At 33.7% G+C, this 22,403-nt stretch carries 20 protein-coding genes; 16 read left to right on the forward strand and 4 right to left on the reverse strand.

The features are described from left to right. Nucleotides 1–92 precede the first annotated feature (92 nt). Nucleotides 93–1,823: a M14 family metallopeptidase gene (locus tag V5J73_RS09445; RefSeq protein WP_338645330.1), complete on the forward strand. Its 1,731-nt coding sequence runs from the start codon at nucleotides 93–95 to the stop codon at nucleotides 1,821–1,823. A gap of 10 nt (nucleotides 1,824–1,833) precedes the next feature. Here V5J73_RS09445 and V5J73_RS09450 read toward each other — a convergent pair whose 3' ends face one another. Further along, nucleotides 1,834–2,436, reverse strand: coding sequence for an NUDIX hydrolase (locus tag V5J73_RS09450; RefSeq protein ID WP_338645333.1), 603 nt, complete (start codon nucleotides 2,434–2,436; stop codon nucleotides 1,834–1,836). A 7-nt stretch (nucleotides 2,437–2,443) separates the two neighbouring features. On the opposite strand from V5J73_RS09450, the gene pyrE reads away from it, so the two are divergent. Next, nucleotides 2,444–3,091 (forward strand): orotate phosphoribosyltransferase, encoded by a 648-nt coding sequence (pyrE, locus tag V5J73_RS09455; RefSeq protein ID WP_338645336.1) that lies wholly within the window; start codon nucleotides 2,444–2,446, stop codon nucleotides 3,089–3,091. Nucleotides 3,092–3,122: 31 nt separating this feature from the next. Next, nucleotides 3,123–3,515: an SRPBCC family protein gene (locus V5J73_RS09460; protein ID WP_338645337.1), complete on the forward strand. Its 393-nt coding sequence runs from the start codon at nucleotides 3,123–3,125 to the stop codon at nucleotides 3,513–3,515. A gap of 79 nt (nucleotides 3,516–3,594) precedes the next feature. Here V5J73_RS09460 and V5J73_RS09465 read toward each other — a convergent pair whose 3' ends face one another. Then, the gene (locus tag V5J73_RS09465) at nucleotides 3,595–4,323 is read right to left on the reverse strand and encodes a biotin--[acetyl-CoA-carboxylase] ligase (RefSeq protein WP_338645339.1); all 729 of its coding nucleotides are present in this window, start codon (nucleotides 4,321–4,323) and stop codon (nucleotides 3,595–3,597) included. A 97-nt stretch (nucleotides 4,324–4,420) separates the two neighbouring features. Between V5J73_RS09465 and rsfS the strand changes: the two genes are divergently transcribed. From rsfS to V5J73_RS09500, 7 genes are all read left to right on the forward strand, one after another. Continuing rightward, nucleotides 4,421–4,792, forward strand: a complete 372-nt coding sequence (gene rsfS, locus V5J73_RS09470; protein WP_039109645.1) for a ribosome silencing factor — start codon at nucleotides 4,421–4,423, stop codon at nucleotides 4,790–4,792. A 19-nt stretch (nucleotides 4,793–4,811) separates the two neighbouring features. Beyond that, on the forward strand, nucleotides 4,812–6,740 hold the full coding sequence (ftsH, locus tag V5J73_RS09475; protein WP_338645341.1) for an ATP-dependent zinc metalloprotease FtsH: 1,929 nt from the start codon (nucleotides 4,812–4,814) through the stop codon (nucleotides 6,738–6,740). Between the two features lie 116 nt (nucleotides 6,741–6,856). Then, entirely contained in the window at nucleotides 6,857–7,459 is a 603-nt protein-coding gene (locus tag V5J73_RS09480; protein ID WP_338645343.1) for an LUD domain-containing protein, read from the forward strand. 1 nt (nucleotide 7,460) lies between these two features. Next, nucleotides 7,461–8,351 carry a phosphatidate cytidylyltransferase gene (locus V5J73_RS09485; protein ID WP_338645345.1) on the forward strand — a complete coding sequence of 297 codons (891 nt, stop codon included), beginning with the start codon at nucleotides 7,461–7,463 and terminating at the stop codon, nucleotides 8,349–8,351. Then, the gene (locus V5J73_RS09490) at nucleotides 8,341–8,991 is read left to right on the forward strand and encodes a phosphatidylserine decarboxylase family protein (RefSeq protein ID WP_338645347.1); all 651 of its coding nucleotides are present in this window, start codon (nucleotides 8,341–8,343) and stop codon (nucleotides 8,989–8,991) included. The genes V5J73_RS09485 and V5J73_RS09490 overlap by 11 nt, the downstream gene beginning before the upstream one ends. Before the next feature lie 2 nt (nucleotides 8,992–8,993). Continuing rightward, the gene (locus V5J73_RS09495; RefSeq protein ID WP_338645350.1) at nucleotides 8,994–9,263 is read left to right on the forward strand and encodes an acyl-CoA-binding protein; all 270 of its coding nucleotides are present in this window, start codon (nucleotides 8,994–8,996) and stop codon (nucleotides 9,261–9,263) included. Between the two features lie 8 nt (nucleotides 9,264–9,271). Further along, nucleotides 9,272–10,042: a superoxide dismutase gene (locus V5J73_RS09500; protein WP_338645353.1), complete on the forward strand. Its 771-nt coding sequence runs from the start codon at nucleotides 9,272–9,274 to the stop codon at nucleotides 10,040–10,042. A gap of 104 nt (nucleotides 10,043–10,146) precedes the next feature. Here the strand turns inward: V5J73_RS09500 and V5J73_RS09505 are convergent, their stop codons facing one another. Continuing rightward, nucleotides 10,147–11,952 (reverse strand): glycoside hydrolase family 13 protein, encoded by a 1,806-nt coding sequence (locus tag V5J73_RS09505; protein WP_338645356.1) that lies wholly within the window; start codon nucleotides 11,950–11,952, stop codon nucleotides 10,147–10,149. 33 nt (nucleotides 11,953–11,985) lie between these two features. Next, a complete protein-coding gene (locus V5J73_RS09510; RefSeq protein WP_338645359.1) occupies nucleotides 11,986–13,851 on the reverse strand; it encodes an alpha-amylase family protein in 1,866 nt (621 codons plus the stop codon). Between the two features lie 278 nt (nucleotides 13,852–14,129). Between V5J73_RS09510 and V5J73_RS09515 the strand changes: the two genes are divergently transcribed. The 6 genes from V5J73_RS09515 to V5J73_RS09540 all read left to right on the forward strand — a co-directional run bounded on the left by V5J73_RS09515 (nucleotide 14,130) and on the right by V5J73_RS09540 (nucleotide 22,306). Further along, complete coding sequence (locus tag V5J73_RS09515) at nucleotides 14,130–15,761, forward strand: OstA-like protein (RefSeq protein WP_338645365.1); 1,632 nt, start codon at nucleotides 14,130–14,132, stop codon at nucleotides 15,759–15,761. A gap of 74 nt (nucleotides 15,762–15,835) precedes the next feature. Continuing rightward, complete coding sequence (locus V5J73_RS09520; protein ID WP_338645366.1) at nucleotides 15,836–17,017, forward strand: aspartate aminotransferase family protein; 1,182 nt, start codon at nucleotides 15,836–15,838, stop codon at nucleotides 17,015–17,017. 330 nt (nucleotides 17,018–17,347) lie between these two features. Beyond that, a complete protein-coding gene (locus tag V5J73_RS09525; RefSeq protein ID WP_338645369.1) occupies nucleotides 17,348–18,745 on the forward strand; it encodes a tetratricopeptide repeat protein in 1,398 nt (465 codons plus the stop codon). Further along, nucleotides 18,745–19,494, forward strand: a complete 750-nt coding sequence (locus V5J73_RS09530) for a shikimate dehydrogenase family protein (RefSeq protein WP_338645371.1) — start codon at nucleotides 18,745–18,747, stop codon at nucleotides 19,492–19,494. The genes V5J73_RS09525 and V5J73_RS09530 overlap by 1 nt, the downstream gene beginning before the upstream one ends. A gap of 326 nt (nucleotides 19,495–19,820) precedes the next feature. Then, nucleotides 19,821–21,821, forward strand: a complete 2,001-nt coding sequence (locus V5J73_RS09535; protein WP_338645374.1) for a DUF349 domain-containing protein — start codon at nucleotides 19,821–19,823, stop codon at nucleotides 21,819–21,821. Nucleotides 21,822–21,958: 137 nt separating this feature from the next. Continuing rightward, nucleotides 21,959–22,306: a hypothetical protein gene (locus V5J73_RS09540; protein WP_338645377.1), complete on the forward strand. Its 348-nt coding sequence runs from the start codon at nucleotides 21,959–21,961 to the stop codon at nucleotides 22,304–22,306. Nucleotides 22,307–22,403 lie beyond the last annotated feature (97 nt).

The following is a 22,403-nucleotide window of genomic DNA, read 5'->3' on the forward strand; positions in this document are numbered from 1 at the left end:
ATTTTTTTAAATTGAGTGCTTCCTTTTCCGACTATCATTTCTATAGCTTTAGAAAAAAAGCTACATTTGAAATTCAATTTAAAAACCGAAATATGAGATTTTTCACATTCCTTTTTTTACTATTCTCCATCTCTTCATTTGCACAAAAAAGTACTAAATACGATACTTTTTTTGAAAAAGGCAATGGAAATCAGTCTGCTAGTTATCAAGAAACAATTGCGTATTACAAACTCTTGGCGGATGATTTTCCTACTATCGAAATGCAGAAAATGGGATTGACAGACAGTGGTGAACCATTACACATGGTTGTTTTTAATCCAGAAAAACAATTTGACTTTAGAATTATCCAAAAAAACAAAGCGGTTATTTTGCTCAATAACGGCATTCATGCAGGCGAACCCGACGGAATCGATGCTTCCATGCAATTGTTTAGAGATTTAGCTTTGGGTAAGATAAAAGCACCAAAAAACACGGTTATCGTTTGTATTCCAGTGTATAATATCGGAGGCGCTTTAAACAGAAATTCCACTTCAAGAGCCAATCAGGATGGACCGGAAATCTATGGTTTTCGTGGCAACGCTAGAAACTACGATTTGAATCGCGATTTCATCAAGTCAGACACCAAAAACACAAAGAGTTTTGTAGACATTTTCCATAAAATAAATGCCGATGTTTTTATTGACAATCACGTTAGCAATGGTTCTGATTACCAATACAAACTGACCTATATTATGACTCAGCACAACAAATTAGGAACCGTTTTAGGTGATTTTTTAAATACGGAAATGATGCCTGCTTTGGTCCAAGATTTACAAAAAAAGAACATCGAAACAACACCTTATGTCAATGCTTTTCAAGACACACCGGATAAAGGTTTTGGTCAATTTTTTGAAAGCCCACGATTTGCAACAGGATACACTTCGTTATTCAATACAATAGGATTTGTCGTAGAAACGCACATGCTGAAAAAATATGCCGATCGCGTAAAAGTAACCTACGAATACATGCGTTCCGCGATTGACTTTACAGATGCTAATTATAAAAAAATCAAACAACTGCGATTGAAAAATGAAGAGCAGTACCAACCTAAAAAATCGTACACAATAAAATGGGAAATTGACAGTACAAAAACGATTCCTTTTACGTTTTTAGGTTATGAAGCTAGTTACAAAAAAAGTGATGTAACATCCGGAAATCGTTTGTTTTATGACCGTACAAAACCATTCAAAAAAGACATTCCTTACAGCAAAGAATTCAAATCTACAAAAGAAATTATCATTCCAGAAGCGTATATTCTTCCAAAAGGCTTTTGGCCAGTAATTGATTTATTAAAGAGTAATTCGATAACCTACACGCAACTAAAAAATGACACCATAATTGAAGTCGAAAGCTATAAAATTGCTGATTTTAAAACGACAAATTCTGCTTATGAAGGACATTATTTGCATCGAAACACGTCGGTAACTTCTAAAACAGAGAAAGTGGCTTTCGCCAAAGGAGATTACGTTATTCCTACACAACAAAAGGGAATCAAATATTTATTGGAAACACTAGAACCGGAAGCAATTGATTCTTTTTTCAATTGGAATTTTTTCGATACGATGTTACAACAAAAAGAAGGCTATTCTGATTATGTTTTTGAAGATTCAGCTACTCAGATTTTAAAAGAAAATCCCAAACTAAAAGCTGAATTTGATTTGAAAAAACAAAGCGATATCAACTTTATCAATAATACTGAGGCACAATTGGATTGGATATATAAACATTCCGTTTATTATGAAAAGGCACATTTACAATATCCGGTATATCGCATTTTAAACTAAAAAAAAGCTCCTATTTCAGGAGCTTTTCTTCTTCAAATAATAATTTTATATTCTCGTAGGAATTTTTCAATGCGTCTTTTATTTGTTCTGGATTCATCCAAGCCACTTTTTCAATTCCTTCTTCTAGTTGGCCTTGTGGTGTTCCCTCAAAATCAGATTGCATTTCAAACCAATGCGTAATTTTCAATTTGTACTTACCATTACGTCTAAAAACATGATAGGTTTTTTGAAGTTTATGAGAAATCGACAATCCATTTACACCGGTTTCCTCCTCTACTTCACGCATAGCAGTAACTTCAATTTCTTCGCCTTTTTCTATTCCTCCTTTTGGTAGATCCCATTTTCCATTTCTAAAAATGAACAAAACCTCGCCTTTTTTATTGTAAACTAAACCGCCACCAGCTTTGGCAACAGGTATTTTTGCTTTCAAAGTCTTCAAAATAACGCTTTCATCAGGATGATACAAGTAGGCTTTTTGAATTTTATTTTGAAAGATTTTTACTATAAGCTGTTCGATGTCAATACTTTCCAGCAAGAACAACTGAAAATCTGTCTCCTTAGAGATGTGATTTGTCAAAAAAAGTGGTTTGTCGTTAACAAAAACTTTATACATTTGTACTATGATTTTTAATAAAGATACAGCCGAAAAAACAGCCGAATTTCTTTTGCAAATAAATGCAATTAAATTGAATCCAAGAAATCCTTTTACATGGGCTTCTGGATGGAAATCGCCTATTTATTGTGATAACCGATTAATCCTCTCATTTCCAGCCGTAAGGAATTACGTCCGGGATGAATTTTCCAAAAATATTGAGAAACAATTTGGTAAACCAGATGTTATTGCTGGTGTTGCCACTGGAGCAATAGGAATTGGAATGCTAGTAGCGGAAAGTTTGGGATTGCCATTTGTATATGTGCGTCCAGAACCAAAGAAACACGGCAGACAAAACCAAGTAGAAGGTTTTTTACAAAAAGGACAAAATGTAGTTGTTGTAGAAGATTTAATCAGCACAGGAAGCAGTAGTTTACTTGCTGTAGAAGCGTTGCGCGAAGCTGGAGCCAATGTAAAAGGCATGGCCGCTATATTCACGTATGGTTTTGAAATTGCAGAAGAAAACTTTAAAAAAGCACACATCGATTTATACACTTTGAGTAATTATCAAAATTTATTAAACTTAGCTGTTGCCAAGAGGTACATCACCGAAGAGGAAGAGCAAACTTTAAGAGAATGGAATATGAGTCCGTCTACTTGGACCATTGAAGTTTAAAACAACCTAATAAATACCAAAAAAAAAAAAAATGAACTTAGAAAGTCCAAAAGTTAGCGTCCAAAAATCTGCTCAAGAATTATTTGAATTGTTGAGTGATGTCAAAAATTTCGAAAAATTAATGCCTGAAAACATTGCTAAATTTGAAGTTATAGGAGATGATGCTTTTATTTTTGGATTGAAAGGAATGCCAGAAATTAAGCTCAAAATGAAAGAAAAAATAGCTCCAAATAAAATTGTATTGGGAGCAGCAAGTGATAAACTTCCCTTCACATTAATTGCGAACATAGATTCTGTATCTGATAACTCTAGTGATGTAAAACTTGATTTCGAAGGAGATTTCAATCCTATGATGGCTATGATGATTAAAGGTCCCATTGGTAAATTTATCGAGACTTTAGCCGGGAACATGACTAAATTATAATACCTATTTTATCATAAACAAAAACCCTTTTAGTGCAAACTGTACACTGAAAGGTTTTTTTATTTCATCCAATTGCTAGTTAATACAACATTTGAATTTCTTTAATATCAAATTCATCAAGGCTATCATCTTCTAGAAGAACCTGAAGCTTACCCGCTGAAGAAACTCCTTGAATAATTCCCATAAAATGGTGTTTATTTTGGTTAGAAAAAGGCATTGGTAAACCTTTCTTATATAATTTATTGCTGTATTCAGACCACAAAACAGCAGCATCACTTTTACACAACTCTACCTTTTTCTCTATTGCATCACAAATGGAATAAAGGAGTTCCTCTTTATCAAATTTTGAATTGCAAATAACCGACAAAGAAGAGGCTTTTGGCAAATTTTCGAAATTGGTTTGGTTCACATTTAGTCCTAAACCTACAATAGAAATAATGGTTCCGTCACTTTTGATACTGTTTTCAATCAAAATGCCACCTATTTTTTTGTTGTATGACATTATGTCGTTAGGCCATTTTATACTAAGATTAGGAATCTTAAACGATTCCAAAACTTCAATTACAGCAAGTGAAACCGCAATATTCAGGTTGAAAATCTGACAAATATCCCCTAAAAAATCCTTGACCAAAATACTCATTATTAAGTTTTTACCCGACTCAGAGGCCCAAACGGCACCCATTTGGCCTTTCCCTTTTGTTTGATTATCCGCAGTGACAACAGTAAAATTTTCCAACTCTTGTTTATTCGATACCCCTTTAAGGAATTCGTTTGTAGAATCTATGGCATCGAGTTTGATTAGTTTCATATACAGATTTTTGTGAAACAGAATTTAATATTGTGTTAAGGTTCAAAAATAATCACAAAAAATGGTAACTTTACAAACTTATATATAAAAATAATTCATGGCGAAAAAGACTATAAATAATGACGTTCTATTAGCGAACATCATTAAGGGGATAGAAGAGGTAAAAGGAAATGATATTGATATTCTAGATTTAAGAGAAATAGACACAGCAGTTTGTGACTATTTCATCATCTGTAATGGTAATTCAAATACACAAGTTAACGCTATAGTCAACTCCATTCAAAAAACTGTATCCAAAGAATTAAAAGACAAGCCCTGGCATGTTGAAGGAACAGATAATGCTGAATGGGTACTAATGGATTATGTAAACATAGTGGTTCATGTATTCCAAAAACACATCCGTGAATACTACAACATCGAAAGTTTATGGGGCGATGCAAAAATAACTACCATTGAAAACAAATACTAAAGAAACATAACTCCTAGTAATGGCTAAAGATAATAATCCAAATTCGAATAAGTTTAAAATAAGCCCTTGGTTAATTTACACTGCAATATTATTAATTTTCTTGTTTATAAGTTACATAACTGGTGGTTCTAGCTTAAACGAACCAGGTCAATTAACTTCTTCTAAATTTAATGATTATTTAGAAAAAGGTCAGATTGAAAAAGTTATAGTGTACAACAAAACAGAGGCTGAAGTTTTTTTGAATGCAGCAGCATTGAAAGAAGCAGTGCATAAAAAAGTTTCCAAAGACGTTTTTGACAGACCAAACAAAGGTCCGCATTATACTTTTGACATTGGAAACGATCAAATTTTCCAGAACAAACTGGAAAAGGCTGTTGCTGAAGGCAAATTGAAAGATTTTAACTTCTTGCCAAAAAACAATTGGTCGGATATTTTAATTAGTTTACTACCAATTATCATCATTATTGCTGTTTGGATATTTATCATGAGAAAAATGTCTGGCGGTGGTGCTGGTGGCGGTGGCGGTCAGATTTTCAATATTGGAAAATCAAAAGCTAAACTTTTTGATGAAAAAACAGATATCAAAACAACTTTTAAAGATGTAGCAGGTTTAGAAGGAGCAAAAGAAGAAATACAAGAAATTGTTGAATTTTTGAAAAATCCTGAAAAATACACTAACCTAGGAGGAAAAATACCAAAAGGAGCCTTACTTGTAGGACCTCCTGGAACTGGAAAAACCTTGCTTGCGAAAGCAGTTGCTGGTGAGGCCCAAGTACCTTTCTTCTCTTTATCAGGTTCTGATTTTGTAGAAATGTTTGTAGGTGTAGGTGCATCTCGCGTACGTGATCTGTTCAAACAAGCCAAAGAAAAATCTCCTGCAATCATATTTATTGATGAAATTGATGCAGTAGGTAGAGCTAGAGGAAAAAGCAATATGTCCGGTGGAAATGACGAACGTGAGAATACGTTGAACCAATTACTAACAGAAATGGACGGTTTTGGAACTAATTCGAATGTAATTGTTTTAGCTGCGACAAACAGAGCTGATGTATTGGACAAGGCATTAATGCGTGCAGGTCGTTTTGACAGGCAAATATTTGTTGACTTACCAGACATTCGTGAACGTGCTGAAATTTTCAAAGTACACCTTGCTCCTTTGAAAAAAATTGAAGGATTAGACACTGAATTCCTTGCCAAACAAACTCCAGGTTTTTCTGGTGCTGATATTGCAAATGTTTGTAATGAAGCAGCTTTGATTGCTGCTAGAAATAACAAAACGGCTGTAGACAAACAAGATTTCCTTGATGCTGTAGATAGAATTGTCGGTGGTCTTGAAAAGAAAAATAAAATTGTAACTCCTGAAGAAAAGAAAGCAATTGCTATTCATGAAGCAGGACACGCCACTGTAAGCTGGATGCTAGAACATGCTGCTCCACTAATTAAAGTTACCATTGTTCCTAGAGGTCAAAGCTTAGGTGCTGCATGGTATTTGCCAGAAGAACGTTTAATTGTTCGACCAGATCAAATGCTTGATGAAATGTGTGCAACAATGGGTGGAAGAGCCGCTGAAAAAGTAACTTTTAATAGAATATCTACTGGAGCTTTAAGCGATTTAGAAAAAGTTACAAAACAAGCTCGTGCTATGGTAACGGTTTATGGTTTGAATGAGAAAATTGGAAATGTCACTTATTACGATTCAACTGGACAAAGTGAATACAACTTTTCTAAGCCGTATTCAGAAGAAACTGCTAAAGTGATTGACGAAGAAATTTCATTATTAATTGAAAGTCAGTACCAAAGAGCCATTCAAATATTAGAAGATAACAAAGACAAATTGAATCAATTGGCGAATATCTTAATCGAAAAAGAGGTTATTTTTAAAGATGACTTAGAAGCTATTTTCGGAAAAAGAACATTTGATAAAAATCTTGAGGAAGTAGTATCTTAGAAAACACATAAATTATTTAATTATTTTTAAAATCTTAATTCAAAAACTACTTTTGAATTAAGATTTTTTTATCTTTGGACGTTTTCAAATAACAAATTATAGTATTTTACAAAAATATGAGTCTTTTTAGAAAAATTTTTGGTTCTAGCAATCCGGCTTCTGAGGAAGATCAAGAAAGTGAATTTAGTAAATCCCATACTGATAACGCAACTTCTATAGATGAAAAATTTATATACAATTTTAAAAAAAATGGCGGTAAATTTTTGTATTGTGAAAATTCGGAAGAAGTAAAAGAACAATTTGAAAACATTTTAGAAGAAAATGATTGGTTTGAGAGCGAAGTATTGTGTTATGAACCCAATCTTTTTGGAATGCTTGATGACAATAAACTAACCTACACAAAACCGAGCAACCCAAAATTCCTTCTTGCAAGTTGTGAAAATTTAATTGCTGAGGAAGGTTCTATTCTTTTTTCATCGAAACAAATTAAACAAAACAAACCTAACGAGTTACCAACTAATATTATTATTATTGCCAATACAAGCCAAATTCTTGCTGCAAAAAGCGATGGACTTAGCGCTATAAAAAAGAAATACGAAAGAGATTATCCTACCAATATTACTACAATAAAATATTTCGAGAAAGCGAAAGAAGAAGATTTTACACAATACGGAAGTTCAGCAAAAAATCTATATTTATTGCTTCTAGAAGATCTTTAAGATGAATGAAACTCTAAAACGAGGAATATCAGGAGCTATCTACATTATATTATTACTTGCTTCTATTTTATATTCTACTGAAAGCTTTTTTATTCTTTTTGGTATATTCCTTATTATTTCAGTTTATGAATTTTGTAATTTAATTCAAATAAACAAAGTATTTCCAATTGTTTTTGGAACTGCACTATACACAATAGTAACTTTAGTAAGCCACTACAATAAAATTACGGCAGATAGTATCAATCAGATATTTAATACTGATCTAGAAATAGCAATCAATATCCAACAATTAGATGTTGTTTTATTAGTTATTGCTTTAGTGGTATCTATAAAGTGTATTCTTTTTCTATTTTATGACAACATCCAAAAAATTAGTACTTCATCCAAATACCTTTACTTACTAGGCTATATTATACTCCCATTTGTATTTATTACAAAGATTTCATTTGGAATAAATGACTACAATCCAAAAATTATTATTGGTTTATTTATCTTAATATGGACCAATGATACCTTTGCTTATATTGTAGGTAAATCTATAGGTCGAACCAAATTATTCGAAAAAATATCACCTAAAAAAACAATAGAAGGGTTCTTAGGTGGAATCGTTTTTGCAGTTTTAGCAGGTTATTTAATATCAAAATACTATATCAAAGCTAATCCTGAGTTTAGTGATAGATCTATACTAATTTGGACTTCAATAGCCGTTATTGTTGGAATTGCAGGTACTATAGGAGACTTAATTGAATCTAAATTCAAACGTATTGCAGGGGTAAAAGACAGCGGAAGCATAATGCCAGGCCACGGAGGCATACTAGATCGATTAGATAGTGTTATATTTGTAGCACCAATTATATTTTTATTTTATCAAATTTTAAACTATGTTTCATAAAGAAGGAACCCAATCTATTCTATTAGGCACCATTTTCACTGCTGTTGTCCTTTTATTGACTGACAATTTCATTGATACCAATTGGATCAAAATGGTGATACAAATAGCTACTTTATTGCTTTTGATTATCATTCTGCAATTTTTCAGAAATCCAAAAAGAACAGTGATACTTAATGAAAACCAGATCCTTGCTCCAGTTGATGGAAAAGTTGTTGTTATTGAGGAGGTATTTGAAAGCGAGTATTTTAAAGATAAACGATTACAAATCTCTATTTTCATGTCGCCAATAAATGTTCATGTAACGCGTTATGGTTTAAGTGGAATCGTAAAATTCAGCAAATACCATCCTGGAAAATTTTTAGTAGCTTGGCATCCTAAAGCTAGTGAAGAAAACGAAAGAACTACGGTTGTCATTGAAAACAAAACTTTTGGTGAAATTCTATACCGTCAAATTGCTGGAGCTTTAGCTCGAAGAATCGTAAATTATGCCGAAGAAGGAATGCAAGTAATTCAGGGAACTGATGCTGGTTTTATCAAATTTGGCTCAAGAGTAGATATTTTTTTACCATTGGGTACACCGGTAAACGTAGTACTAAATCAAAAAGCAATTGGAGGAAAAACTATTATTGCTACAAAATAAGCATGATTGAAAAAGATTTAGATACTCAGTTTTTAGAAGCAGTTGAAATAGCTTCTGAAATGACGCAAGCATCTTTACCTCAAGATGTTCAGTTGCGACTTTATGCTTTTTATAAACAAGCAACCTTTGGAACTTTGGATCTAAAACAAACTTCATCGTACCATTTAAGAGATGCATTTAAAACAAACGCATGGATGCAAATTAGTCATCTAACTCCTGAACAGGCAAAAGAACAATACATTGAAATCATTAACATACTGATTAAAAAATAATACAAATCATGAAAAAGCTGAATTTTTTAATTCCTGTTTTATTTCTATTTGTTACTTTACTTTCATGCAACGATAAGAAATTAACTGAAGTTGTGGAAGTTCCTTTACCTACAACTGAGCAAGCGGTATCCGTAATGGGCTCTCCAGATGATGTTAAGGCAGATGAAGGTTCATTTCAACTAGAAAAATTGCCATACGCCTATAATGCGTTGTCGCCAAATATATCAGCTACGACTTTAGAAATGCATTATTCAAAGCATTACCTAACTTACACTAACAATTTGAATAAAGCAGTATTAGGGACACCTTTAGAAAACTTGACAATCGAAGAAGTATTGTCTAAATTAGATCCTAACGATGCTACTCTTCGCAACAATGCTGGTGGGTATTACAATCATTCCTTATATTGGAAATGTATGGCTCCTAAAGCTGGTGGACAACCTTCTGGTAGTCTTTTAGAAGCAATTAACAAAGATTTTGGTTCGTTTGATACTTTTACCTCTCTTTTTAAAGACCAAGCAACAAAGCAATTTGGTTCTGGTTGGGCATGGCTTATAGTAGACAGAACTGGAAAACTTCAGGTAACTAGTACACCCAATCAGGATAACCCATTGATGCGAAATGCAGTTGTTCTAGGAACTCCAATATTAGCTTTAGACGTATGGGAACACGCTTATTATTTAGATTACCAATACCGACGAAAAAATTATATTGATGGCTTTTTTAATGTTATCAATTGGAAAAAAGTAGAAGAGAATTATAGTGCTATAAAAAAGTAATTAATGAAATTAAAAAAGCTGAAGTAAGATTTTTACCTCAGCTTTTTTAATTTAAATGCATATTCTGATTATAACTACAAAGACAACTTTAACACTTTCTATATTTAGAATTTTGCGTTGCTCAACACCACAACATCCATAGGTTTTACCATCAGCTTTTTCATTACTTTTTTAGTAAAAACATCTCTGAATTTTCCTTTTTTAAGAATTGGATTGGTGAAATCAATATTTTTATCACTTCGATTAATGATTACAATCACTTCCTGATTGCCAAGTTTGCGACTAAAAGCATACGTCTTTCCGGCATCATTAGTTTCAATCGTAGTGAAGTTCCCAATCCTGATTGCCTCGTATTGATTGCGTAAAGCAATGAATTTTTTATACCATTCAAATAAATCAGAATTGAAATCTACTTTATCTGCCTCATGTTTACTTTGGTTGGGATTGAATGTTTCTGAATCATACTCTTTGTCAGACCAAACCATTGGTTTACGGCAATCAGGGTCATTACTTCCCCACATACCGGCTTCATCACCATAATAAATCATGGGTGAGCCTAAATATAAAATCTGAAATGCTGCAATCAATTTTTGCTTTTGCAATTGTTTATCGGTTGGTTTTCGAGCATTGTAATCGATGTTATTACTTTTTTGACTCCAATTAAAGTAGGCTCCCCAATCGCTAAATTTTTTCCCGTCAGGATTTGCTACGGCACTACCAATTCTTGTGGCATCGTGGCTTCCTACCAAATTCTGCATATTTTGTGCAACACCTTCTCCAAATCCTTCACGCAATTCCTTTAATTGCGTATCAAATTGGGTAACAGAAATCCCTTTTGCATCTTGCACAAAAAAATCATGCATCAGAAAAGAAAAATTATAATTCATCGTAGCATCAAATTCATCTCCGCTTAAATATGGTTTTGTTTTATCAATAGGATCAACTAATTCAGCAGTCAAATACGCTTCACTATTAATCGATTTTACTTCATTTCTCCAATCTTTCCAGAAAGGGTGCGCAATGCAATACGCTACATCCAATCGCCAACCGTCAATTCCGTATTGAGCGCCTTTATTCATTGGATTCATCCAACGCTTGGTAGCATCAAAAATATATTTTTTAGGACCGGATACGATTCCGTTCTCATCCTCTTTAAACTCTGGTAAGGTTTTTACACCAAACCAACCTTGATATTCAAACTTAGTTCCTTTGGCAGCATCTCTCCAACTATCGACCATGAACCAATCTTTGTAAGCTGATTTTTCTTGTTTTTCCTCCACATCTCGAAAAGCAAAACTGTTTACTCCTAAATGGTTGAAAACACCATCAAAAATGATAAACATCTTACGTTTGTGTACTTCATCTATTAGCTTAAGAGCCAGTAAATCTGCTTTGGTCCAAACCCATTTTTCAGGATTTAAAGGATCTTCGTTCATTATCATTTTTTTATCACCTTCCGGATCGGGTCCAAATGATGGATCAACATGGTGATAGCACAAAGCATCGTATTTATGGGAAGATGGCGCCCAGAAAATCGGATTCATATAAATAGCATTAATGCCCAATGACTGCAAATAGTCTAATTTATCAATTACTCCCTGCAAATCTCCACCGTAACGTCTGCGTTGAAGATTGTAATAAATATCTTTTCCGTTTTTCTTTTCGTAAGGTTTTAATTCGTACCAATCACTCGTCCAGGGATGAATTTGAAAATCAGAAGTACTATCAAAGGGATAGGCTCCATCTTGATCTTCTACTTTTGGGTCGTTTGAAGGGTCCCCGTTATGAAACCTATCCGGAAATATTTGATACCACACGACTCCTTTACTCCAATTTGGGGTAAAATCAGTTTGTGCAAACGATGGCATGAATACTAAAAATAGTAAACAAATTGTTATTTTTTTTGTCATTAAATAGAGTTTGAAATTTAGTTATTGTTTTTTTTACAGTTGATAAATAAACGATTCTGAGGGTGCGATTGTAATTTGCGCTTTTCCTTCACCATTCAATACTTTTAACTCAACAGAATTTTTGTGGTATAATTGATCCGTTATTGTATAATTTCCATCTTTCAAATTCCATTTTTGAATGATATCTGAAGGGATTATTAATTCGAAATTGCTAGTGGTAAGCCAAGAAAAATTAGTGACAACTATTAGTTTCTGAGTATCTGACCAGCGTGTGAAAGCATAAATTCCAGGATCGTAGCCTTGAGTAGTTTGGCGATTTAATGTTTGAATTTCTTGGTATTTTCCCATCAAAGCCGAGCTGTTCAAAGAAAAATTCAACAATTTTTTGTAAAAATCACGCAACTCTTTTTCATCCTGCGATAATTGACCGCCATCAAATTTCCCTCCATTCATCCAACGCTGATGATTCGGAACTCCAATATAATCAAAGATTGATGTTCTGGAATGCGTTCCAAAACCTGCATTCTCATTTCCGGCCTCTCCTACTTCCTGACCAAAATAAACCATCGTAGGCGATGTGCTTATGGTTGTAGAAACCACCATCAAAGGCTTTCCTTTTTGAGGAGTTCCCGCAAATTCCGGGCTAGCCAAACGCTGTTCATCATGATTGTCCAGAAAATGCAACATGTGATGCTCAATATCTGCCATTCCGTTTTGAATGTCTGATAATCCATCTGGCAAAGATCTTCCTTGAATAATATCTTTCAATTTATCATAGGTTTCAACTTTATCATACAAATAGTCCATTTTACCCAAACGAATGTAATTTCTATATTCGTTGGGATTATAGACTTCGGCCAATAAAAAAGCATCCGGATTATTTACTTTAATAGCTGAATTCATGTAGCTCCAAAATTCATACGGAACCATTTCTGCCATGTCAAATCGAAAACCATCCACTCCTTTTGCAGTCCAATACAACGCAATGTCTTTGAATTTATCCCAAGAATCTGGAACGTCTTTTCCTTTCCAAAAATCGAAATGTTCCTGATACGATTTGGTTTCAAAACCAGCTGGAAGTTCCGGAAAATCTTTGGAACCATCCGGACGAATCCCGTAATTAACTTTTATCGTTTCATACCAGTCATTGCGATCTGGTTTTGCCATACGAGAACCATTACCAGTCCATTTTGCTGGGCTTTCTTCAAATTTGCCATCAATTAATGGGTTCTTTTCTCCATTTAATGGCTTGTCCGTATCGGGAATTTCAAAGCGAGTATTTGGAATATAATAGAAGTTATTATCTCTTTTATATTCAACAGTTGTATCATCATCAGCACCAAAATCCCTAACGCCCACAGGGTTACTTTTTCCTTCGTACTTACGTGCAATGTGATTGGGAACAATATCGATAATCACTTTTAAACCCGCTTTGTGTGTTCGGGCAATCAAAGCTTCAAATTCCTGTAAACGATTTTCGGGATTAACCGCTAAATCTGGGTTTACATTGTAATAATCTTTTACGGCATAAGGAGAACCTGCTCGTCCTTTTACCACTTCAGGGTCATCATTAGAAATCCCAATAGCAGAATAATCCCGAATTAAAGCATGATGTGGAACTCCAGTGTACCAAACATAAGTAACTCCCAAATCCTTGATTTTCTCTAATGCAGTTTCCGTAAAATCGTTGAATTTCCCTACACCATTTTCCTCAATGGTTCCCCAAGGTTTGTTGGTTGTATTTTTATTCCCAAACAATCGGGTAAATACTTGATAGACTACTTCTTTTTTAGGAATTGCTTTCTCTTCTTTATCTGTATTCATTTTTATATCTTTCGTTTTACAAGCTGTTGCACAGAGCACTAGACTCAATCCTGCAACCATAGTTATTTTTTTCATTATATAATTTTTTTATATTGATTTCAATCCTTTTTGTAGCAAAATGAATATCAATTTTTAAATTTAATATTTTTTGAATATAAAGAAGCCTATATCGTTTGAAATTGTATAATTCTGTTTTTAAAAACAGACACTACAACGAAGGAGTAATCCCATTTGTTGAAAACTTTAAAAGTACTAACAACTATTTCATGACACATTTTTAACTAATTATAAAAATATCCTAATATCCATTATGGTTGTTTCCTTTTTCATAAATTTGACAAAAATTAAATCCATTGAAGAAATCACTATTTTTCCTTCGTTATTGTTTACTACTGCTTGTTACTAATTTGGTTTTGGCGCAAGCCCCAAAAAAAATTATTGTAGAAAACTCTGATTTTGCCGATGTAAATCAAGTAGAAATTCCTGACGCATTATTACTCATCGGAAACGTACGTGTCAATCATGATGGCGTTGTAATGACCTGTAATAAAGCGTATTATTTTCAAAAGGAAAACTACATCAAGGCTTTTGGAAATGTACAAATGGTGCAAGGCGATACTTTATTTTTAAACAGTAAATACGCTGAATACAATGGAAATGTAAAAAAAGCATACGCTTCAGGAGATGCGGTAATGAGTTCACCAGATGCAACTTTGGTAACAGATATTATTAATTTTGACCGAAATATTCAAGAAGTATTTTACGATACCCCAGGGACAATTACAAATAAAGACAACACACTAAAAAGTAATTCAGGCAGGTATTACGTGAAACAAAAGAAATTCCAATTCCTAACTGCGGTTACCATTACAAATCCAACGTATGTAATTAAATCAAATCACTTGGATTATTTTAGTAATTCCGGGCATTCGTATCTTTTTGGACCTTCAACAATTACTAGCAAAGCCAATTATATTTATACCGAAAAAGGGTTTTATGATACCAAAAAAAATCTGGCACATTTCCTGAATAAATCCTACATCAAGTACGATGATCGGGTGATCAAAGGCGATAGTTTATATTATGACCGAAACCGGGAATTTGCATCGGCAACACGAAATGTAAAAATAACAGATTCCATCAATCGCGGCATCGTAAAAGGACATTATGCCGAGGTGTTTAAAAAACTGGATTCGATGTACGTAACCAAAAGAGCCGTAGCCGTGAATTTTGTCGAAAATGACTCGGTTTACATCCACGGAAAAAAATTAATGGTTACTGGAAAAGAAGGAAACCGAATTATCAGAGCGTTCAATAATGTCCGATTTTTCAAAACCGATATGAGTGGCAAATGCGATTCGATTCATTCGAGTTCTAAAACAGCTTTGACAAAAATGATTGGAAATCCAATACTTTGGAACGCCGAAAGCCAAATTACAGGCGATGTAATGCATCTTATAGGAAACAACAACACCAAAAAACTAGACTCACTAAAGGTACTCAATAATACCTTTATAGTCTCCAAAGACACCATAGGAACCGGATATAATCAAGTCAAGGGACAAAACCTCTACGGTAAATTTGAGGAAGGGAAATTACATGATGTTGATATTGTAAAAAATGCCGAAGTCATTTATTACATGCGGAACGACGCGAAAGAACTCATTGGAATCAATAAAAATGTGAGCAGTAAAATCAATCTTATTTTAGAAAAAAATGAGATTGAAACAATCACCTTTTTTCAGCAGGTAGATGGTGATATTTTTCCCGAACAAGATTTACCAGAAAATGCCCGAAAACTGCGAGGACTAGTGTGGCGAGGCGACGAACGAATAAAATCCAAGGACGATATTTTTCCTCCTGAAGAAAATGAAGACAACGATAAAATAGCTAAAGCCACAAAAGCGGCAGAAGCCAAAGAAGATACTCCGATGAAAATCCGAAAGGAAACCTTGAATTACGATAAGAAGAAAGGAATAAAATAGTGTTGAGTCACAGTATTCAGCTTTTCTTAAAATGAATAGACTATCAAACTAATAAACGATTAAAATAATAAATTTTGAATACCGATTTCCTAAAATACCAAGCGCAAACCTCCCCTTATCCATTAGGAATGGAAGTGTCTCATGCGGTAGGTTCCTATATTTACGATACCAATAATAAAAAATACTTAGATTTTGTGGCTGGAGTTTCCGCTTGCGCTTTGGGACACCAACACCCGAGAGTCAATCAAGCCATCAAAAATCAGTTAGACAAATATTCTCACGTAATGGTGTATGGTGAATATTCACAAAGCCCGGCTGTAGAATATTGCAAATTGTTAGCCTCGCTCCTGCCCGCTCCTTTAGATACCACATATTTAGTCAATTCAGGTACAGAAGCTATTGAAGGCGCCTTAAAACTCGCTAGAAGAACCACCGGAAGAAGCCAGTTGATTTCGTGTCATAATGCGTATCATGGCAATACTATGGGTTCTATGAGCGTCATGGGATTTGAAGAGCGCAAACAAATTTTTCGTCCGTTGATTCCTGATGTTGATTTTATAACGTTCAATAATGAGGACGATTTACAAAAAATAACCACAAAAACAGCTGGAATTATTCTAGAAACTATTCAAGGTGGTGCTGGATTTATTCAGCCGCATAATGATTTTCTTAAAAAAGTGCGTCAACGTTGTGATGAAATGGGTGCAATGATGATTCTGGACGAAATCCAACCTGGTTTTGGGAGAACCGGAAAACTTTTCGGATTCCAAAATTACGATGTCGTTCCTGATATTGTAGTCATGGGGAAAGGAATGGGAGGCGGTATGCCAGTTGGCGCTTTTACGGCTTCATCGGCAATCATGGATTTATTGAGTCATGATCCAAAACTGGGACATATCACCACTTTTGGAGGCCACCCTGTCATTGCGTCAGCCTGTTTGGCGACTTTGCAGGAAATAACTGAAACCAATCTGATGGCCGAAGCAATGGAGAAAGAAAAGCTTTTCCGATCACTTTTGGTACATCCTTTGATAGAAGAAATAAGAGGAAAAGGATTGATGCTGGCCGCAATGACAAAAAGTGCCGATATAACTAATGAAGTGATTCTTAAATGTCAAGATAAAGGACTTATTTTATTCTGGCTGCTGTTTGAAGGTTGCGCCATAAGAATAACGCCACCGCTAACCATATCTGAAGAAGAAATACGTGAAGGTTGCAGCATTATACTGGAAGTAATGGATGAAATGATGATTTAAGAATGATGATTAACGATTTTTGATTTTAGAAGTAGAAAGATTTACATATCAAAATACCTATTCAAAACAATGAAAAAAATGAGGAGCTTTTCCCGCTCCTGATCCTTCTGAACATTATAATATTTTACTTTTTGCAAGCAAAAAGTAAAAGAATTTTCACTACTATCGAGGCTAAGATCTCCAGTTGATAAGAAAATTAATTATTGAATTTGATTTTTGCAATTGACATTGAAAATTTGTTAATTAAATTGTTCACAACAATTCTGACTTTCCCTCACAGTACACGCACGATTACCTAAATTTATTTAGGCCAAATTAAAAACACACAGTATGCAATTAAGCAACGAAGAAGAAGACTATAACTTATCCTTGTCTAAATTTGAGTCCATGTTGAAAACCAACAAAGTGCTCTTTTTTGACTCCGAAGAATTTGAAGAAATCATCCTTCATTATCTCGATATGGGTAAGGCCGCTTTGGCAAAAAAAGCACTTAAACTAGCCTTAGAACAACACCCAAAATCTACTGGACTAAAACTAGTGCAAGTAGAAATGCTGGTCTATGACGACAAACTTGAATTAGCCGAAAAGCTATTGAATGAGTTGTATGCCATTGAACCAACTAATGAAGAAATTTATATTCAAAAAGCCAATATTTGCTCGAAAAGAGACCAACATGAAAAAGCAGTTGAATTATTAAAAATAGCGTTAAAATACACCGATGATTATGCTGATGTCTATAATTTAATAGGCATGGAATACTTATTTATGGACAATCTTGAAATGGCAAAAGAAAGCTTTATCAAGTGTTTAGAAGAAGATTTAGAAGACCAGTCTGCATTGTACAACGTAGTCTATTGTTTTGAATTTTTAGATCAAAATCAAGACGCAATTAGTTATCTAAAAAAATACATAGACAAAAATCCCTACAGCGAAATTGCTTGGCATCAATTAGGCCGTTTGCATTATGGAGTTAAAGAATACGAGAATGCAATTCGCGCCTTTGATTATGCAACTTTAATCGATGATGAATTCCTTGGTGCTTTCATGGAAAAAGCAAAAGCGTATGAACGTTTAAAAAAATACGATGAAGCTATTGAAAGCTACAGCAGAACCATTGAATTAGATGATGCGACTTCGTATGCACTACTCCGAATGGGAAAATGTTACGAACGATTAGGCAACAAAGCGCTTGCCTTAAAATATTTCAATCAAACCGTGCATGAAGATCCACTTTTAGATAAAGGTTGGATTGCCATCACTGACTTTTACGTCCGCCAGAAAAATTTCCAAAAAGCGCTATTTTTTGTAAATAAAGCATTAGCAATTGACAATCAAAATCGTTTGTATTGGAAACGTTTTGCAACCATTAACAAACAAATGAACTTCTTTGAAGAAGCGGAGTTTGGCTATAGAAAAGCGGTAGAATTTGGAGATTATTCATTAGACACCTGGTTGTTTTGGGTGGATATTTTGCAATTTTTAGGTGAATTCGAAAGTGCCATTCAAACATTATTACAAGCATCGGAATATTTTCCAGAAGAAAATGAAGTGGAGTACCGTTTGGCAGGGCTGTATTTTATGCTAACGGATAATACAAAAGCAAAATTCCATTTGAGCAATGCCTTGAGATTGAATTTTGACAATTACATTCTTTTAGAAGATTTATTTCCAGTAGTTTGGGCTAAAAAAATGGTACAGAATTACATTGCAAAACATAAAAAAGAATAATGGTTGATACAGTTAGAAAACGCTTTGGATTATTAGGACGCAACATTAGCTATTCTTTTTCTAAAGGCTATTTTACCGATAAATTTAACAACGAAAACTTTGCTGGTTGTACCTACGAAAATTTTGATATTTCAGAAATAACTGCCTTTCCAGAAGTAATTAAAAATACTTTGGATTTAAAAGGATTGAATGTCACGATTCCGTACAAGGAAACAGTAATTCCGTTTCTGAATAAACTTTCAAAAAAAGCGACAATAATTGGTGCTGTAAATACCATTAAAATCACCAAAAAAGGAAAGTTAAAAGGCTATAATACTGATTATTATGGTTTCAAAAAATCATTACAACCGTTATTGCAAGCGCACCATAAAAAAGCATTGATTTTAGGAACAGGAGGCGCTTCTAAAGGAGTGGCTTTTGCTTTGGATGAACTGGACATACCATATACTTTTGTCTCGAGAGAGGCGAAAGAAAATGGAATTGATTATGACCGCATCAATGCCACAACATTTGATAATTACCAAATCATCATAAATGCTACTCCGGTAGGAACCAGTCCTAATGTGGAAGCCTTTCCATTACTCCCGTATGAGTTTTTCACGGATAAGCACATAGCTTATGATTTGATTTACAATCCCGCTGAAACGCAATTCCTAAAAAAAGCAAAACAACAAGGAGCTCAAATAAAAAACGGTTTGGATATGCTAATATTTCAAGCAGAGAAAGCCTGGAAGATTTGGAATAAATAATCTAAACACGAAGTTAACTTCTTACACGTATATGAGTAAGTAAAAAACCACTCTTTTTGAGTGGTTTTTTGTTTGTGGTAACATATCGAAATTGAGAAAAAAAATTACAATTGAATTTCCAAATCCCTAGCCCTGATAGAAGCGGCATCCTTTTTTAAGAGCCCCTTTGGCGAACAAAAAAGATACAGCGTACAGCAGGAAAATGCTCCAAAAAGAAAAATTTTGTAACCTAAAATGACAATAAATAAGAGGTTTTATTTTGTATTTTCATACTGCTTTACTACCTTTCGTGTTGAATAGATTTAGAAACCTTACACATTGAAAAAATGTTAGAAGAAAAGAATGATAACCTGTCTCGTCAAGAAAACGAAGCAGATGGAAATTTAGAAAACAATTCAGTAGCTACTACTACAGACACTGCGGCAGTTATTGAACCAATAGAACCAATCGATTTTCCCGCAGAAGATAATGTTGTAATACCTTCTCCGGAACAAACCGTTTCCCAAACAAAAAATCAAACTGCGCTTGATGCAATAGCGGAAACAAATGCAGAAGAGAGCGAGGATGAAACGTTGAAGGAACGTCATGAAATTCCAATGCAGGATTATGATACATTATCACTTGAAGCATTAGTTGACGAACTAAAAAGTTTAGTTTCTAATGACAAAATACTATCATTTAAGGATCATATTGAGGAAATCAAAAAAGCATTTCTAGCTAAATACAATCATCTTCTTGAGGAGAAAAAAGAAGAATTCCTTGCTGAAAATCAAGATCCAAACGAAGATTTTCAATACCATTCTCCACTGAAGACACAATTTGATAAATATTATTCTCTTTTTAGAGATACAAAAAACAGCCATTTCAAGAGCTTACAAACGAATCTGAAAACAAATTTAGAAAACCGTTTGGCTATTGTTGAGGAATTGAAAGAGTTGATTAACCCACAGGAAAACATCAAAGACACTTTAAAACATTTTAATGATTTAAGAGAACGATGGAAAACTGCCGGACCAATTCCGAAAGATAAATACAACCACGTTTGGAATAACTTCCATTTTCATGTGGAAAACTTCTACGATTATCTACATTTAGATAGAGAGGCTAGAGACTTAGATTTCAAACATAACTTAGAGCAAAAACAAAAAATTGTTGCCCGTGTTGAAGAATTGGTAAAAGAAGCTGATATCAACAAAGCATTTAGAGAATTACAGGATTTACATAGAATTTGGAAAGAAGACATCGGTCCTGTTTCTAGAGAACATCGTGATGCAATTTGGAACAAGTTTAGTGATTTGACCAAACAAATGCATGATAAAAGAGAAGTTTTATTCGAAAATTTAAGAGGAACTGAACTTGAGAATTTAGAAAAGAAAAAAGAAATCATTGCCAAAATTGAAGTTTTAGCTACTGAAAAAGTAAATGCTCATTCCCAATGGCTGGCTCAAATAGAAAAGGTTGAAGCATTGCGAACTGCTTTTTTCTCTGCCGGAAAAGTTCCATCAGATGTAAATGAGGAAACGTGGGCTAGTTTTAAAACTGCGGTGAGGAATTTTAATTCTTTCAAAAACTCCTTTTATAAAGACATAAAAAAGGATCAAAACGACAATTTAAGCAAGAAAATGGCTCTTGTTGCCAAAGCCAAAGAGTTACAAGAAAGTCTTGATTTTGCTGTGACTACTCCGATAATGAAACAAATTCAGGATGAGTGGAAACAGATAGGTCACGTACCAAGAAAATATTCGGATAAAATCTGGAAAGAGTTTAAAGATGCCTGCAATCATTATTTTGACAAGTTAAAAGAGCAAAAGAATGAGGAAAACAGTGAAGAAGTTGCCGCTTTTGATCATAAAAAGGCATATTTAGAAACGTTGAGAGAATTTCAATTAACTGGAGATCATAAAACAGATCTGGACGCTATTAAATTGCATATTGAAACTTGGAAAAACTTCGGAAAAGTACCTTTCCCAAGAAGACATATTGAAGGGAAATTCAATAAAATCCTAGATGCTCTTTTTGAAAAATTGAGTTTGAGTAAAAAAGATACCGATATGATGCGTTTCGCTAATAGAATGGATCATTTATCTGAAAGCAACGATACTCGAAAACTAGATAACGAAAAGATTTTCTTGATGCGTAAAATTGAGGAAGTTCAGAACGAAATTTTCCAATTGGAGAATAATATCCAATTCTTCACCAATACTAGAAATGCAAAAAAAGAAAATTCAATTGTATTAGAAGTTCGTAAAAACATTGCTATCCACAAAGAAAGTCTAGATGTTTGGAAAGACAAACTAAAACAGCTTAGAAATTTGAAAATAGAGTAAAGCTTTATTCGCATTAAAATAAAAACCTCGTTCTTAAATAGTTCGAGGTTTTTTTATAAAAAGTCTAATTCTAAACTTTAACTTTCATTTATTAGAAAAAATTATATCAACCAACTTATAAATTTTAAATTTACAAAATGAATTGGTTTCGAAAAACTCTTATTTTTATTGGGCTTATAGTAGTTTTTTTATTTGCTTTTAGTGCAAATGAAATTCCTAATCCTATTACTCAATCCGAAAAAACCAGTTCTTCTCTCTCTTTTGACAGTATTCATTCATCTGATTTTATACAACCGCACGTAAATAATCTTTTTACTTCTCAGCAAAAAACTCCAGATTATAGTATTTCAAAATATCTAGAAAATTTTCTGATTGCAATTCTAGATTTTAAACGCAACATTTCCTTTATTCGTTTTGCGAAACAAGACATCAATCGATGTGAGATGGTTTCGCTCCTACTCTTTCCTTTCCATTTTTTTTGGTGATTTAAAGCCTTGATTACGTAATTAGAAGATCTATTTATCTTCCTTTTAGAATGGATTCCTTTTTGGATTCCAATCCCATTTATCATGCTTTACAAAT

It is taken from the genome of Flavobacterium sp. KS-LB2 (assembly GCF_036895565.1).
Taxonomy (GTDB): Bacteria; Bacteroidota; Bacteroidia; order Flavobacteriales; family Flavobacteriaceae; genus Flavobacterium.

Excerpts from the sequence above, each read along its gene's own strand:
- V5J73_RS09445 (WP_338645330.1), top strand. The coding sequence starts at position 93 with ATGAGATTTTTCACATTCCTTTTTTTACTATTCTCCATCTCTTCATTT.
- V5J73_RS09450 (WP_338645333.1), bottom strand. The coding sequence starts at position 2,436 with ATGTATAAAGTTTTTGTTAACGACAAACCACTTTTTTTGACAAATCAC.
- pyrE (WP_338645336.1), top strand. The coding sequence starts at position 2,444 with ATGATTTTTAATAAAGATACAGCCGAAAAAACAGCCGAATTTCTTTTG.
- V5J73_RS09460 (WP_338645337.1), top strand. The coding sequence starts at position 3,123 with ATGAACTTAGAAAGTCCAAAAGTTAGCGTCCAAAAATCTGCTCAAGAA.
- V5J73_RS09465 (WP_338645339.1), bottom strand. The coding sequence starts at position 4,323 with ATGAAACTAATCAAACTCGATGCCATAGATTCTACAAACGAATTCCTT.
- rsfS (WP_039109645.1), top strand. The coding sequence starts at position 4,421 with ATGGCGAAAAAGACTATAAATAATGACGTTCTATTAGCGAACATCATT.
- ftsH (WP_338645341.1), top strand. The coding sequence starts at position 4,812 with ATGGCTAAAGATAATAATCCAAATTCGAATAAGTTTAAAATAAGCCCT.
- V5J73_RS09480 (WP_338645343.1), top strand. The coding sequence starts at position 6,857 with ATGAGTCTTTTTAGAAAAATTTTTGGTTCTAGCAATCCGGCTTCTGAG.
- V5J73_RS09485 (WP_338645345.1), top strand. The coding sequence starts at position 7,461 with ATGAATGAAACTCTAAAACGAGGAATATCAGGAGCTATCTACATTATA.
- V5J73_RS09490 (WP_338645347.1), top strand. The coding sequence starts at position 8,341 with ATGTTTCATAAAGAAGGAACCCAATCTATTCTATTAGGCACCATTTTC.
- V5J73_RS09495 (WP_338645350.1), top strand. The coding sequence starts at position 8,994 with ATGATTGAAAAAGATTTAGATACTCAGTTTTTAGAAGCAGTTGAAATA.
- V5J73_RS09500 (WP_338645353.1), top strand. The coding sequence starts at position 9,272 with ATGAAAAAGCTGAATTTTTTAATTCCTGTTTTATTTCTATTTGTTACT.
- V5J73_RS09505 (WP_338645356.1), bottom strand. The coding sequence starts at position 11,952 with ATGACAAAAAAAATAACAATTTGTTTACTATTTTTAGTATTCATGCCA.
- V5J73_RS09510 (WP_338645359.1), bottom strand. The coding sequence starts at position 13,851 with ATGAAAAAAATAACTATGGTTGCAGGATTGAGTCTAGTGCTCTGTGCA.
- V5J73_RS09525 (WP_338645369.1), top strand. The coding sequence starts at position 17,348 with ATGCAATTAAGCAACGAAGAAGAAGACTATAACTTATCCTTGTCTAAA.
- V5J73_RS09530 (WP_338645371.1), top strand. The coding sequence starts at position 18,745 with ATGGTTGATACAGTTAGAAAACGCTTTGGATTATTAGGACGCAACATT.
- V5J73_RS09535 (WP_338645374.1), top strand. The coding sequence starts at position 19,821 with ATGTTAGAAGAAAAGAATGATAACCTGTCTCGTCAAGAAAACGAAGCA.
- V5J73_RS09540 (WP_338645377.1), top strand. The coding sequence starts at position 21,959 with ATGAATTGGTTTCGAAAAACTCTTATTTTTATTGGGCTTATAGTAGTT.